The 14,805-nt window shown below is 31.8% G+C and carries 14 protein-coding genes; 1 reads left to right on the forward strand and 13 read right to left on the reverse strand.

Annotation, left to right across the window (positions count from 1 at the left end; translation table 11 throughout):
* The first annotated feature begins 64 nt into the window (after positions 1 to 64).
* Positions 65 to 1,708 carry a methyltransferase gene (locus LL038_RS11910; protein ID WP_216120336.1) on the forward strand — a complete coding sequence of 548 codons (1,644 nt, stop codon included), beginning with the start codon at positions 65 to 67 and terminating at the stop codon, positions 1,706 to 1,708.
* Between the two features lie 58 nt (positions 1,709 to 1,766).
* On the opposite strand, the gene nadE (LL038_RS11915) is transcribed toward LL038_RS11910, so the two are convergent.
* The 13 genes from nadE (LL038_RS11915) to zwf form a co-directional block, all read right to left on the reverse strand.
* Positions 1,767 to 2,570 (reverse strand): NAD(+) synthase, encoded by an 804-nt coding sequence (gene nadE, locus LL038_RS11915; RefSeq protein WP_216120334.1) that lies wholly within the window; start codon positions 2,568 to 2,570, stop codon positions 1,767 to 1,769.
* Between the two features lie 133 nt (positions 2,571 to 2,703).
* Positions 2,704 to 3,690 (reverse strand): AmmeMemoRadiSam system radical SAM enzyme, encoded by a 987-nt coding sequence (gene amrS, locus LL038_RS11920; RefSeq protein WP_216120332.1) that lies wholly within the window; start codon positions 3,688 to 3,690, stop codon positions 2,704 to 2,706.
* Between the two features lie 11 nt (positions 3,691 to 3,701).
* On the reverse strand, positions 3,702 to 5,075 hold the full coding sequence (gene amrA / locus LL038_RS11925) for an AmmeMemoRadiSam system protein A (protein WP_216120541.1): 1,374 nt from the start codon (positions 5,073 to 5,075) through the stop codon (positions 3,702 to 3,704).
* Positions 5,076 to 5,261: 186 nt separating this feature from the next.
* Complete coding sequence (gene nadE / locus LL038_RS11930; RefSeq protein WP_216120330.1) at positions 5,262 to 6,065, reverse strand: NAD(+) synthase; 804 nt, start codon at positions 6,063 to 6,065, stop codon at positions 5,262 to 5,264.
* A gap of 164 nt (positions 6,066 to 6,229) precedes the next feature.
* Positions 6,230 to 7,105 carry an RnfABCDGE type electron transport complex subunit B gene (gene rnfB / locus LL038_RS11935; RefSeq protein ID WP_216120328.1) on the reverse strand — a complete coding sequence of 292 codons (876 nt, stop codon included), beginning with the start codon at positions 7,103 to 7,105 and terminating at the stop codon, positions 6,230 to 6,232.
* A 20-nt stretch (positions 7,106 to 7,125) separates the two neighbouring features.
* On the reverse strand, positions 7,126 to 7,707 hold the full coding sequence (locus LL038_RS11940; RefSeq protein WP_071612009.1) for an electron transport complex protein RnfA: 582 nt from the start codon (positions 7,705 to 7,707) through the stop codon (positions 7,126 to 7,128).
* Positions 7,707 to 8,330 (reverse strand): electron transport complex subunit RsxE, encoded by a 624-nt coding sequence (gene rsxE, locus LL038_RS11945; RefSeq protein WP_216120326.1) that lies wholly within the window; start codon positions 8,328 to 8,330, stop codon positions 7,707 to 7,709. Before rsxE ends, LL038_RS11940 begins: the two co-directional genes overlap by 1 nt.
* 1 nt (position 8,331) lies before the next feature.
* Positions 8,332 to 8,916: an FMN-binding protein gene (locus tag LL038_RS11950; protein WP_216120324.1), complete on the reverse strand. Its 585-nt coding sequence runs from the start codon at positions 8,914 to 8,916 to the stop codon at positions 8,332 to 8,334.
* A 6-nt stretch (positions 8,917 to 8,922) separates the two neighbouring features.
* Complete coding sequence (locus LL038_RS11955) at positions 8,923 to 9,912, reverse strand: RnfABCDGE type electron transport complex subunit D (protein WP_216120322.1); 990 nt, start codon at positions 9,910 to 9,912, stop codon at positions 8,923 to 8,925.
* Positions 9,909 to 11,246, reverse strand: coding sequence for an electron transport complex subunit RsxC (gene rsxC, locus LL038_RS11960; RefSeq protein WP_216120320.1), 1,338 nt, complete (start codon positions 11,244 to 11,246; stop codon positions 9,909 to 9,911). Before rsxC ends, LL038_RS11955 begins: the two co-directional genes overlap by 4 nt.
* A 74-nt stretch (positions 11,247 to 11,320) precedes the next feature.
* Positions 11,321 to 11,740, reverse strand: a complete 420-nt coding sequence (locus LL038_RS11965) for a SoxR reducing system RseC family protein (RefSeq protein ID WP_216120318.1) — start codon at positions 11,738 to 11,740, stop codon at positions 11,321 to 11,323.
* A 706-nt stretch (positions 11,741 to 12,446) separates the two neighbouring features.
* Positions 12,447 to 13,079 carry a cyclase family protein gene (locus LL038_RS11970; protein ID WP_216120316.1) on the reverse strand — a complete coding sequence of 211 codons (633 nt, stop codon included), beginning with the start codon at positions 13,077 to 13,079 and terminating at the stop codon, positions 12,447 to 12,449.
* A gap of 11 nt (positions 13,080 to 13,090) precedes the next feature.
* Positions 13,091 to 14,593, reverse strand: coding sequence for a glucose-6-phosphate dehydrogenase (gene zwf, locus LL038_RS11975; protein WP_216120314.1), 1,503 nt, complete (start codon positions 14,591 to 14,593; stop codon positions 13,091 to 13,093).
* Between the last annotated feature and the right edge of the window lie 212 nt (positions 14,594 to 14,805).

The following is a 14,805-nucleotide window of genomic DNA, read 5'->3' on the forward strand; positions in this document are numbered from 1 at the left end:
TTAAAAAAAATAAAATCTATGCTATAATTATAGTTATTAAATTTAAACATAAGAGGTGAAACAAATGATAGATATAAATGATAAGTTAGAAATAAATAATAAAATTACAATTTTATTAGAAAATTTAAAAACTTCAGATGATAAACAGAGATCCGCTATAATAAACAAACTATCTCTTGATTATAATAATGCCATTCCACTGTTATGGTCAAAAATAATAACTGAGGATGACCCTAGGGCATTACTATCCGTTATGAGGGATATTTTAAAAAAGGAAAAACCAAAGGGAATGTTTAAAAGAACTATTGGTAATTCAAAGGAAAAGCTCATTGCATTTCTTTCACATCCTGATCCTAAGGTTCGAAAGAATGTGTGTGGTGTCATCGGTGAACTCGCAGACCCTGCATATTTAGAAGGCTTATATAATGCCTATAACGCCGAAGAGAAGCTATTTGTAAGATATTCATATGTACTTGCAATAGGTAACTGTGGCAGCGCTATTGATGCAGAAAAGCTAAAGGAAATGTTTGAGGAAGTAGTCCATAACGAGCAAATTTCAAAAGATAATAACTCACTGATTACAACTAATAAACATATTAATGAAGAAAAACTAGCACTTACAAGAGCAATAGATAAATTATCTCCAACCGCACGCCATGAATTTAAAGGATTTGATACTCCTGTACCAATGTTACTCACAATTATGAATTATCAATATCAGCTTACTTTAGCTGAACTTGATGAAAAATTAATCGAAGGTAGACTTATTAATGATGGTATACTTATATGTGAAAATGATTTAGATAAGATTTATAGTTGCAGGACCTTTTATGAACTTTTATATCCTTTAGGTGATTGCTCTGACGTGTTGTTTGATTATAAGATAATTGCAGCTGAAATTATGAATGCAGATATTGTAGGCTTTTTAAATGATTGTCACGCTAATGAATCGAATTCTCCTTTTGGATACAGAATTGAATTTAAAACTACGGACTCCAACAGAGATAGATCTGATTTCGTAAAAAATTTATCTAGAGAGTTAGATGAAATCTCCTCTGGAAATTTAAGAAATAGCCCTTCCTCATATGAAGTTGAAATTCGAATACTTGAAAAAGATAATCTTTGTAATGTATATATTAAGTTATATTCCTTTAAAGATGATAGATTTGATTATAGAAAAAATGACCTAGCAACATCTATAAATCCAGTAACTGCAGCTATTGTAATAAAATCTATACAGCAATGGCTAGAACCTAATGCTAAAGTTATAGATCCATTTTGCGGCGCAGGGACAATGCTTATAGAAAGATCTAAGTTAGAACAATTCGAGTCTTTAACAGGAATTGATATATTTAGAACCGCTATAACAGCTGCAACAATAAATTCTAAATTAGCTGATGTAGACATAGAACTTATAGCTGATGATACATTAGAATTTATTCCTTATACTCTATATGATGAGATTATAACAAATATGCCTTTTGATAATAAATCTACCACCCATAACAAGTATGCAGACCTATATAATGCATTTATAGCTAAGATTCCGAAGCTAGTTAAATCAAACGGAATGGCATTTGTGTACACAATAGAAAAGGAATTATTTAGGGAAATTTTATTAGATAATGATCAACTTGAATTACTTAAAGAAATAAAAATTGAAAGTGGTAGACTTACACCTCATGTTTTTGTTCTACGAGTAAAATAAATTAAGAATATAAAAAAAACAAATGCATCTAAATAATAGATGCATTTGTTTTTTAAATTTATTCTACCCACCAAGTATCTTTTGTTGAAACAGGTAAATGCCTTTTGTGTTTAGATACATTGTATAACTTCAATATCTTTGCCTCATATTCATTAGAAATTTCTTCACCTCTTAAATACATACAAACTTGATGATTTAATTCTGTTACTTCTTCTAAATTTGATTTATTATCCCACATACCGCTTGTAGATACCTTATCAATTATAGATTTAGGAGCATTAAATATCTTAGCCATTTCATAAATTATACCTTTTGTTATCCCAGCAAGTGGTTTTACATCTGCAGCATCATCACCAAACTTAGTTACCATTCCTAGAGTTAATTCAGCAACATTTGTGCAACCTGCAACTAAAACATCATAAACTTCAGCTATTCTATATATAACTGTCATTCTTATTCTAGATTTTGTATTCCCTATATCTACTTTTGAAGAAGGCAAATTATGGAGAAGATCAAGAGATTCATTTACAGGTCCTGTTATATCATAAGTTCTAAATACATCAGGTTGTATTACATGCTTCTCAATTTCTAATTCCGCTATATCTGGATTAATTCCAAAAGGAAGAGATAAATTGATTAGCTCAAGCCCAGATTTTTTGATAAGCATACTAGTAACAAAACTGTCTACCCCACCTGTTAGATTACATACATATCCTTTTTTACCAGCAAGCTGCGCATATTTTTTTAAAAAAGTACAAGTTTCCTCTATCATTCTATATGCATATTTCTCATCCGACTCATCTTGAAGAGGACAAGGTATACCAAATTCACTCATTATCTCATTTTGTTTAATTTTATCCATTTCGTTCCCCCTTAAACTTATTTATATTCTCATTATAACACATATTATATATATTACGTTAAAACATTAACAATATTCATCCAATATTAACTATTATGATGATATAACTAATAATCATCTATATACTATGGACTTAGCACACAATATTTATTTTAAAACCACACTTTGGGCATAAATCATTACAAATGTTAACATTAATATGATATCCTTCTCTTACTATAATTTTATGACCACACTTTGGACAGTATGTTGAGTTATCCATATTAGTAACATTACCCATATAAACATAATTTAGATATTGTTTTGCTATCTTTCTATCTTCAATCATTACTTCAATGTTTGTTGCCGGCTTCCCCATTTTATAGCTAGGAAAGTATCTTGATAAATGAAGTGGAATGTCTTTATTTAATGAAGCTATAAAACTTGCAATTTCCTTAACCTCAAATTCAGAATCATTTTCACCATTTACCAGAAGTGTAGTTACCTCTACATGACATTCTTTCGATGCCCTCCTTATAGTATTAAGTACTGGTGAAATGTTCCCTCCACATGTTCCTCTATAATAATCGTTGTTAAATGATTTTAAATCTATATTCATAGCATCCACATAAGGAAGAAGTTTCTTTATAGGTTCTTCATTTATATATCCATTTGTTACTAACACTATATTTATGTCTTTAATGTTCTCTTTTAATAGCTTTGATGACTGGTATACATATTCATACCAGATGGAAGGTTCATTATATGTAAATGCCACTCCAATATTGTCTTCAAGTCCTTTGCAAACTTCAACCAATTTTTCTGGAGGTAAATATTCACTTCTTGGACTCCCTTGTGATATTCTATGATTTTGACAAAATCCACAACTAAAATTGCATCCAAAACTCCCAACTGATAAGATATTGGTACCCGGTTTAAAGTGATACAATGGCTTTTTTTCTATAGGATCTTGTGCCATAGAAGTTATTTCTCCGTAATTTGTTGTGTAAAGTTTTCCCTCGTGATTTACCCGCACATTACATTTTCCAAATGCACCATCGATAATAAAGCAGTTATGAGGGCAAAGTTTACAATTTATATAACCTGCTGCTTTTTCATAAAACAAAGCCTCTTTTTCCATATCCCCACCTCCTAAATATGACGAGTAACCTCAAACTTTTCTATAGAATAATCCTCATTTGTCAAAATTCCAGCTTTATTAAGCGCAATACTTATTTGCTGATCTATGGTGGAAACACCCTCAATATCTGGTAATAACACTCCACTATTTTCTCCACTTCTAACAATTACTCCATACTTTTTAGGGTTTAGCTCTTCTTTTAAAGCTTTTACAGGCTTTGTCAGAACATCTACTGAAAATACAATATCTTCAAGTTCTGTGGAAGCTACGTTAATAAACCTTGGGTCACCTTCTCCTGCTGAAACCGCATTTTTCATTATTTCCTCTGCAATATTCTCTGATGTTGGAAAAATGGTGCCTATGCACCCTCTTAATACTCCAAATTTTTTAAGAGATACAAAAACGCCTCTTTTATTATTTAACATTTCGCAAGGCACATAACTTGGTAGATCCATATAATTACCCTCTGCTAAATAATAGGTAAGACTTTCTCTAGCAAGACGTACATAAAAGTCCTCATTCTTTATTCTTTCATTATATTTTTTTTCTTTTTCTTTAATTATTTCAGATAAAATATCTCTGCCACTTTTTTTAAGCTTAAATTTCATTACCGCATATCCAACTCCAAAGGTACCTTCATAGGAAAGAAGTTCTCCCACTATGTCGTTACCATCCATTGCCCCAAGCATTATATAATAAGATCTCAAGCCACATTCTCCAGCTTTTTGTATCATTTCAGGATCTATATTAAATGCTCCAGATACATCTCCATTTTTAAGTAAACTTATTATCTTCTTATCAAATTTTTCTCCATATGGATTGTATTCATAGGTCCCTTCATCCTTAAGATGATGTGAAAGATCACCACTACCAATAAACACAACGTTTTTATTGCTTTCCTGCACAGCCTCCTCTATTAGTTTGCCAAATTTATATAACTCAATAGGAGTAAGCCCACCATATGTAATATGCACAAGCTTAAAAAGGTTATATTTATTGAAAGCAAAATACAGTGGAACTAAACATCCATGGTCTAATTCGTATTCCCTACCATATTGTTTAAGTGTGCTACTTGTTGCCCTTACAATTGGTATATTGATTTTCTCCGCCCTCACCATAATTTCGTGAGTAAGATCCATATCTATCTCAAAGTTCATAGAAACTTCTGGTGCCCCAAATTGCTTTAAACTTCCTGTTATATATGGTTCAAAAGAAACCGCTATAGCATCCGAGAACATAGTACCATGTGGGGTAACCATTATTATCACCTCTGGTTTTAACTCAGCTATTTCACACCCAATTCTCTCACATGCATCATATGTGTTTTTTATCTTTTTTTCCTCTCCATGTCCCACTTCTGGAATTATTATAGGGGGATGTGGCATTGCAAAATAAGCTACTATTTTACCCAATATCGTCACCTCTCATATTTATTACTAAATATATTTTGCCCACTACTTTAAATTCATATCCATAAATTTTATAACAATTAATCATTAATTTAACTTATATTAATGACTAACGTAAAAAAGAGATGTTATACATCTCTTTTACTGTAGGTTTTTGTAAATTTATTCAATCCACCAAGTATCTTTTAACAAAACTGGTAAATGTCTTTTGTGTTTAGAAATTTCATATAGCTTTAATATTTTTTCCTCATATGCTCCTTCTATATCTCCACCTCTTAAATATATACAAACCTGATGATTTAGTTCTGTTACTATTTTTTGATTTGTTCCATTATCCCATACACCAGTTGTAGAAAGCTTATCAATTATAGATTGAGGTGCATTAAGTATTTTTGCCATTTCATATACTACACCTTTTGTTATTCCTGCAAGTGGTTGTACATCTGCCGCACCATCACCATATTTAGTCATCATGCCTAGTGATAACTCTGCAGCATTTGAGACACCAGCAACTAAAACATCATAAACTTCAGCTATTCTATATAATACAGTCATTCTTATTCTAGCTTTTGTATTCCCAATATCTACCTTTGAAGAAGGTAAATCACGTAAAAGTTCAATAGATTCAATAACAGGACCCATTATATCATAGGTTTTGAACACCTCTGGTTTTATCACACATTTAGCTTTTTCTACATCATCTATATCTTGTTTTATTCCAAAAGGAAGTGATAAATTAATTAATTCTAGTCCAGCTTTTCTAATTAGCATACTTGTAACGAAACTATCTACTCCACCTGTAAGATGACAAACATACCCTTTTTTACCTGTAGCTTGCGCATACTTTTTTAAAAAATCAGAAGTTTCTTCTATCATTCTATTTGCATATTTTTCATCTGACTCATCTTTAAAAGGATGAGGTATAGCAAATTCTTTCATAATTTTTTGTTGTTTAATTTTATCCATTTAGAGCCTCCTTAAACTTATGTATACGATTATTATAACACATATTATGCTATTTACCCCATATGATAACATTTATTATTAGTTAAAAATAAAAAAACCTCTAAAATTAATATCTAATTTTAGAGGTTTTTTATGAATTTATAAAACTTTATACAGACGAAATTTTATTCAGATAAAGTTTTATTTTTAACTGGTTCTGCTGCTATATTTGCTGATGGAGCTTCTTTTATAAAAGTTTTAATTGCTCCAGTAGGACACTTATGTGTGCAAGTAGCTTCACTACACTCTGAAACACAAATTTTACTGTCTACTACAGCTAAATTGTTTTCAATTTTTATTGCACCGTGGGAACAATTTTTAACACAAATTCCACACCCAATACACGCTATAGTACAAAGTTTACGAGCTACAGCGCCTTTGTCTTTTGAATTACAATTTATAGCCACATGAATTCCAGGTGAAACTAAATCAATAACTTTCTTTGGACAAACTGATTTACATTTTCCGCAGCCTGTACATTTTTCTTCATCAATAATAGGTAATCCATTATCACCCATTGTCATTGCATCAAAGGGACAATTGTTAACACAAGTTCCAAAACCAAGACAACCATATTGACATCCCTTAGGTCCTCCCTGTAGTAATGATGCTGCAACGCAGTCTTGTACACCTTTATACTCGTAAGCCTTAACAGCTTTATCTGTGCTGCCAGCGCAATGTACAAAAGCAACCTTTGGTTCCACTTCTAATGCTGCTTTACCAGTTAAATCAGCTACCAATTTTGCAACAGCTGCTTTACCTGGAACACAAAGATTTGGTGGTACCTCATCATTCATAACTACAGCTTCTGCATATGCCATACAACCAGCAAATCCACAGGCTCCACACTGACCTTTTGGTAATATATCTTCAACGATATGAATCAATGGATTTATTTCAATAGAAAACTTTTTATTAGCAAATGCTAAAACTAAACCAAACACCAATCCAACTATTGTCATTACAATTAACACTGCAATTGCAATTTCTAAATTACTCATATTAATTTTTCAGCTCCTTTTTATACTGGTATCATCCCAGAAAAACCTAAGAAGGCTAATGCAAGCATTCCAGCTAAAATAAACGCTACACCAAGCCCTTGAAGTGGTTTTGGGACATCCGCAAGTCTTAATTTTTCTCTTAAACTTGCCATAAGGACGATTGCCAAAGTAAAGCCTAAACCGGCACCTACTGCAGTTACCGCACTGTCTAAAAACGAATTATTATTTTCTACATTTAAAAGTGGTACACTAAATACAATACAATTTGTAGCAATTAATAATAAATAAATTCCCCACATATTATATAAAGTAGGTGCATGTTTTTTAATAATCATTTCTAAAAGCTGAACAAAACTAGCAATTAGAAGTACAAATACCACTGTTGTTAAAAATGTTAAATGAAAAGGCATTAATACAAAATGGTAAACTAACCAAGCCATCATAGAGCTTAATGTCATAACAGAAGTTACAGCCATTCCAATACCAATAGATGCATTTAAACTTTTTGAAACTCCAAAGAAAATACAAAGCCCTAAAAACCTTGTTAAAACGAAATTGTTTACAACTATATTACTTGCAAGTATGGTTAAATAATGCCCCATTACATCTCACCTCTCTCGAGTTTAACTTTTTCACTATGCTCAATCCACATCTTAAAACCAGCTACCATGTAGCCAATTAATATAAATGCACCTGGTGATAAAACCATGATAAGTGCCGGATTATACCAAGCACCAAGAATTTTTATTCCAAATAATGTTCCTGCACCAATAAGTTCACGAACTACCCCGATTAATACAAGTCCAAGTGCAAACCCACATCCCATTCCAAGTCCATCAAACATAGATGGAATAACTTTATTCTTTGAAGCAAAAACTTCTGCTCTAGCTAAAATAATTGCAAAAACAACTATCAATGCTAGATATATACCTAAAGCTTTATTAAGTGCTGGCAAATATGCCTGTAATACTAACTGTACTACAGTAACAATTGTTGCAACTGAAGTAATATACACCGGCACACGAACCGTCGGATTAACTAATTTTCTAGTAACAGATACAACCATATTATTAGCAGTAATAACAAACATTACCGCAAGTCCCATAACCAAGGAGTTTAGCGCACTACTAGTTACCGCGAGTGCTGGGCAAAGACTAAGTGCAAGAACAAAAATTGGGTTCTCTTCAATAATCCCTTTTTTAAATATGTTCCATAACTCTCTCATATTATTTCCTCCCTACAAACTGTGTAACTTCTTGCACAGCTTCTTTAATGCCTTTAGTTACCGCTTTAGAAGTAATGGTAGCACCAGTCATAGCTTGAATATTATTTGTTTTTGTTGGATCTTTTGTTACTTCTAAATCTTTGACTGCCTTACCTTTAAATTGGTTTCTAAAAGGATCTTTACTTGCATTATCTCCAAGTCCAGGTGTTTCTTTAGTTGTTAATATAGTAAATTCAATAATTTTACCTTGAGGTGTAACTGCTACAAGCATTGTAATTGCTCCACCATATCCTTTACTTTCTGCTGGCACAACATATCCAACTACTTTTCCATCTTTTTCTGCAGTAAACCATTCTGTCTTACCCTTTACAGGCTTAAATTCTTGTGCACCTACCACTAGTGATTTCATTGCATCAGTTTTAATTCCTGCCGCTGTTTTTAATGCAACCGGTGCTGTAAAAAAATATACTACAGCAATAATCAATCCTGATATAAAACAGGCAATTGTTAAATTTATAGTGATTTGAAAAATGCTATATTTTTTCTCATGATTAACTTTAGGCTTGATATTATTCTCATCTGACATTTTTCACTACCCCCTTGCTCCAAATTTTACTGGCTTCATCAAGCGATCAATAAGTGGTGTAACTGCATTCATTAATAAAATAGAATAACAAACCCCTTCAGGGTATCCACCCTTAAGCCTGATTAAAACAGTAATAACTCCAGCGCCAATAGCAAAAACTATCTGCCCTTTCTTTGTAATTGGAATGGTAACCATATCTGTAGCCATGAAAAAAGCTCCTATAATAAGGCCTCCAGCCATCATATGAAATAACGGATCTCCAGTAAATAAACCTGTTGGTCCACATATCCAAGTTAAAATACCTACAGTTCCGATCATAAATGCAGGAACTACCCAATTTGCATAACCTTTATAAATTAAATATATACCTCCAATAATTAGTAAAACCGTAGATGTTTCACCAATACTTCCATTACGAAAGCCAATAAACATATCTTTATACATTTGAGGTGCACTTCCAAAAGTATCTATTAATTTTGAATATCCTTGTTGTTTTAAAATATTTAAAGGTGTTGCAGTAGACACTACGTCTACGCTTGATGTGAACTTTGACCAAGTTGTCATAGCAACTGGCCATGAAACCATAAGCGCAGCACGACCAATATGAGCTGGATTGAAAATATTATATCCAAGACCACCCATAGCATGTTTTGCAATTACTATAGCTATAAATGAACCAACAATTGCCATATAAGGTGGTATTGCTGGTGGTAAACACATTGAAAGCAATAGTCCCGTTAAAAATGCACTTCCATCAGAAATAGTTACTGGTTTTTTTCTAAGTTTTTGTACTATATATTCAAATCCTACCGCAGACAAACTTCCCGCAAGTAATACGAATAAAGCAGACGTTCCAAAATGATAAATTGCGAAAAGTGCAGCTGGCGTTAATGCCATAGTAACAGTCCACATAATTTTAGAAATAGATGCTTCTGCACGTATATGTGGAGACGTTGACACGGTAAAGAGATTCTCTTGTAATTTTACTTCACTCATTTAGCTAGAGCCTCCTTTTTTTTAGCAGCATCTGCATTGTTTCTCATTTTACTGTATTTAATGTATTGTACAATATTACGTTTAGCTGGACATACATAAACACAGCTTCCACATTCAGCACAATCGAAAAGATTTTGTTCAAGTTTTGCTTCCTCATACATATCTCTTTCTCCGAGTATACTTAGCATACTTGGATTAAGTCCACAAGGGCAAACACTTACACATTTTCCACAACGAATACAGGGAGATTGAGTTCCATTATTAATATCTTTCTTAGTTAATCCAAGTATTCCAGAAACCCCTTTAATTATAGAAATATTTAAATTTGATTGAGCAAATCCCATCATAGGACCACCCATAATAATTTTAGCTGGTGGTTCTTTAAATCCGCCACAATTCTCAATAGCATCTTCAAATGTTGTTCCAATTCTAAGCAAAAGATTTTTAGGTTCTTTAACAGCACTTCCACTTATTGTTGTTACTCTTTCAATTAATGGAATTCCACTTACAACTGCGTCACAAATTGCAACGACTGTACCTACGTTTTGAACAACAACCCCAACATCCATTGGTAAGCTTCCTGATGGAACCTCACGATCTACAAGTACTTTAATAAGCATTTTTTCCGCACCTTGTGGATATTTAGTTGGTATCGCCATTACTTTAACTGTAGTTCCTTCAAACGCCTTTTGCATAGCAATAACAGCATCTGGTTTATTGTCTTCTATTCCAACAAATGCTTTTTCAACTCCAAGAACCTTCATTACTAATTTTACTCCAATAGCAATTTTATCTGAATGTTCAAGCATCATTCTGTGATCTGCTGTTAAAAAAGGCTCACATTCTGCTGCATTCAAAATAAAAGTATCTATTTTCTTATCTTTTGGTGGTGATAATTTTACGAAAGTTGGGAAAGTAGCTCCGCCCATTCCAACGATACCTGCTTCTTTAATGATGCCTTTTATTTCATCAGAATTTAACTTCTCCCAGTCGCGAACAAGAGGGATTCCTTCTATCCATTCGTCTTTTCCATCATTTTCAATTACGATAGAAAGACATTTTCCAAATACCGGATGAGGATACAAAGCTATATCTTTAACCATACCTGATATAGATGCATGTACTGGACTTGAAACAAAAGCTGGACTAGTTGCTATAACCTGTCCCTTCTTTACATAATCACCCTTTGCTACAGTTGGCACACAAGGAGCACCGATATGCTGGCTCACAGGAATAACAACTTTACTTGGTAAAGTTGCTATTTCTATAGGCTTGCTCGCGGTGTAATTTTTAGAACCATTTGGATGTATTCCTCCACGAAAACTTTTTATCACTTTTCCACACCTCTTTTAAAATATTTAAAATTTGTGAACTATAATAGATATAATCAAATTCGAAAAAATTATATTCAAGATAAACTTTTAGTAATCACAGGTTGCATTTTGTCATTATTATGAGCGTACTTTTCAAAATGTTTTATATTAATAATTGATAATACAAATGTTATTATTCCGCCTCCAATTTGAAATCCCAGAACAGAATACCCAAATTTTCTAGCTATTACTTGTCCGACAATAACACCTATTACAACTAGAACAAGAGGAAGTATATATACAACAAAAGCCGCCATTAACATATTTGTATCTTTCATTTCAAATGCAATTCGTTGACCAATTTTAGCTCCAATAGGATTTTTAGCCTCTATTACAACTGAATTGTCGCCAGGACATGCACCACAATTTTTACACTCATTATGCCTTCCTACTTTTACTTTCGCAATATTATCCTTAGAAATCTCTATTATAATTCCTTCTTCTTCCTTTACCACCTCTACAGCTCCTTCCTCTACTACAATATAATTATATTATACTCGCACGGAACTATTTATATGATAATTAAACGCTCCCCCTTTGATTATAGTATCAATTACATTATAAGCCTATAATAAAATTCGACTAATTACTTCATGTCGATTTATATATAAAATTCAGCTCCTATCTCTCAAGATAGTTTTATTTAGTGTAAAAGTCAACAATAATTAAATTTTTAACAAATGCCTATATAATAATTTATATGCCTTATATATAAGAAACTATTTTTAAAATATACACAGTTGCTTATTCATTACTTTAGCATTTATAAATAATATTGATTCTACTAATGTTTTTGGCAATACAGTCCCGTATTTCCGCATTAGCGTCTTATAATACCAACGCATTCTGTTATATTTGTTTTTTTCAGTACTAGAACAGTTATATACATTAATTACTTTTTATTTTTTTAGATTTGTTAAGTTTTTGTTAAATAACGTTAAAACATTAACAACTACCGTTTTTACGTATAGAATTATGCTATAATTCTTATCACAAAGATAAGTAATTGAGGGGTTCAAGACACGCAACTTTAAAATTATTTAACTTTATATTTTCAATATTGATATCATTTAATTGTAAAACTAATCCTTTTTTTCATATATTAAATAATTTGTAAATATAATTTTAAAACAGAACATAATTACAATTAAATATCTCCCTTTATAATATCATTAAGTCCTTTATTAAAACTATTCTAGCAGGTGCACCATCTACACCTTTAATTTTAAGTGGAAGCGCACACATGAAGTATTCATCTTCTGAAACTTCTTTTAACCTAACACCCTCTATTATAATTATGCCTTTATTAAAAAGTGTTTTATGGGTTTCATGACCCGGCTGAGCTCTCTCTATTCCAAAGGAATCTATTGCCACACCCACTATTTCCTTTTCTGCCAAGTACTCTGCTCCACTTATTGAAAGATATACAAAGTCTGATTCATACCCCTCTTTAAATGAATTTTTAGTTTTAAGTAATAAGAATTCAAAGGGCTTAATGTTTTTATCCATAAGATCCTCTTTTGTTATTGAACCTATAACTTTAGTTAAGTCTATTACTCTACATTTCCTAATCAATTTAGTTAGATCTATAACATCAATTGTATCGCCATCATTATCCACATGAAATGCTGCATCAATATGAGTTCCTGTATGCACATTCATATACAAACTAGATTCATTTATTTTATCTTTTGGGATTTTACTTTCAAATTTAATTATTGGTCTTTTTTCCTCTTTATTCTTGTATACTCCCATATCCTTTTCAATAATCATAGATATATCATATATAATCATGTTATCCCTCCTTAGATTTCAGTATTCCACCACTGTCTGCCATCCTTTTCAATTAAATCTACTGCTCCCGTAGGTCCTGGTGTTCCCGCCGCGTAGTTAGGGTAATTAGAAACATCATTCTCATATCCTTTTTCAATACTTTCAATGAATTTCCAAGAATATTCAAGTTCATCCCACCTTGTAAATAAAGATGAATTATTTCTAATTGCTTCAAGCAACAACTTCTCATAGGCCTCAGGCGAATCATTTAAATACTTACAACTTTGGCAATAATCTAACTCTACCTTTTCCATTTTAAAGTCATTACCAGGCTTTTTAGCATTTATTTGAAAATAAAAGCCCTCCTCTGGCTGAATTTTTAAAACTAAAAGATTATTACCTATTTGGTCAAATTCTTTATAATAATTAATTCCAGCAAGTTTTTTAAACTGAATAACTATTTCCGTACTTTTTGTATCCATTCTTTTTCCTGCTCTTATATAAATGGGCACTCCTCCAAAACGGAAATTATCTATATAAGTCTTAAGCGCTATAAATGTATCTGTATTAGATTTACTAGATACCCTTTCTTCTTGTCTATAGCCCACTACACTGGCTTCATTAACTGTTCCCGGACCATATTGCCCTCGAACTATATCTTCCTTTAATGACGCCGAAGTAAAAGGTCTTAGCGATTTAAGCACCTTAACTTTTTCATCTCTTATAGATTCCGGATCAAAATCCACTGGAGGTTCCATTGCAATCATTGTAAGCATCTGTAATAAATGATTTTGAAGCATATCTTTTAATATACCCGCATTTTCATAATATGCCCCTCTGTTTTCTACACCTATTAGTTCATTAGACGTAATTTGGATATTATCAATATAATTTGCATTCCATAAAGGTTCGAATAGAGAATTACCAAATCTAATTGCTAATATATTTTGGATCATTTCCTTTCCTAAATAATGATCTATTCTAAATATATCTTCTTCCGGTATAAGTTTTGATATATTATCATTTAAAATTCTCGCAGTTTTCAAATTTGATCCAAAAGGCTTTTCTATCATTACTCTCTGCCAGCCTATTGATTTACAAACCATATTATTGTTTTTTAAGTTTCTAATTATACCCTCAAAAAACTCTGGTGCAACTGCTAAATAATATAATCTATTTCCTCTTGTTGAATATTCAGTCTCCATTGTTTCCAAAAACAAATCTAAATCCTTATATCCTTGATCATTTGAAGTAAAATCAAAATTCTTATAGAATATTCTCTTGATGAAATTATCCCATAATTTACTATTCAAAGGAAATCTAGAGAATTCTTTTACATACTCATGCATTTCTGTCCTATACTGTTCACTTGTCTTTTCTCGTCTTCCTATAGACACAATTGTAAAATTCTCAGATAATTTTCCCTCATGCATTAAGCTAAAAATAGCCGGAATAAGTTTTCTTTTTGTCAGATCACCAGTTCCACCAAAAATTACAAACATACTAGAAAGTTCTATATCCATATTTTTCTCCATTCAAAGTTCACCCTACTCCTATTTTTTTATAAAATTAAGGAATATTAACCTTTTTAATTAATATACCACAAACTAGCATCACACATAACAATATACATGTAAGTACTTTATTAGAAATTAATGTACATTATACCCTTTTTATTATAATTTACAATGCACATAAAAAAAACAACTTGTAAAAAATTTTACAAGTTGTTCTTATTTATGTCCTA

This window comes from Clostridium estertheticum (assembly GCF_026650985.1).
Taxonomy (GTDB): domain Bacteria; phylum Bacillota; class Clostridia; order Clostridiales; family Clostridiaceae; genus Clostridium_AD; species Clostridium_AD estertheticum_C.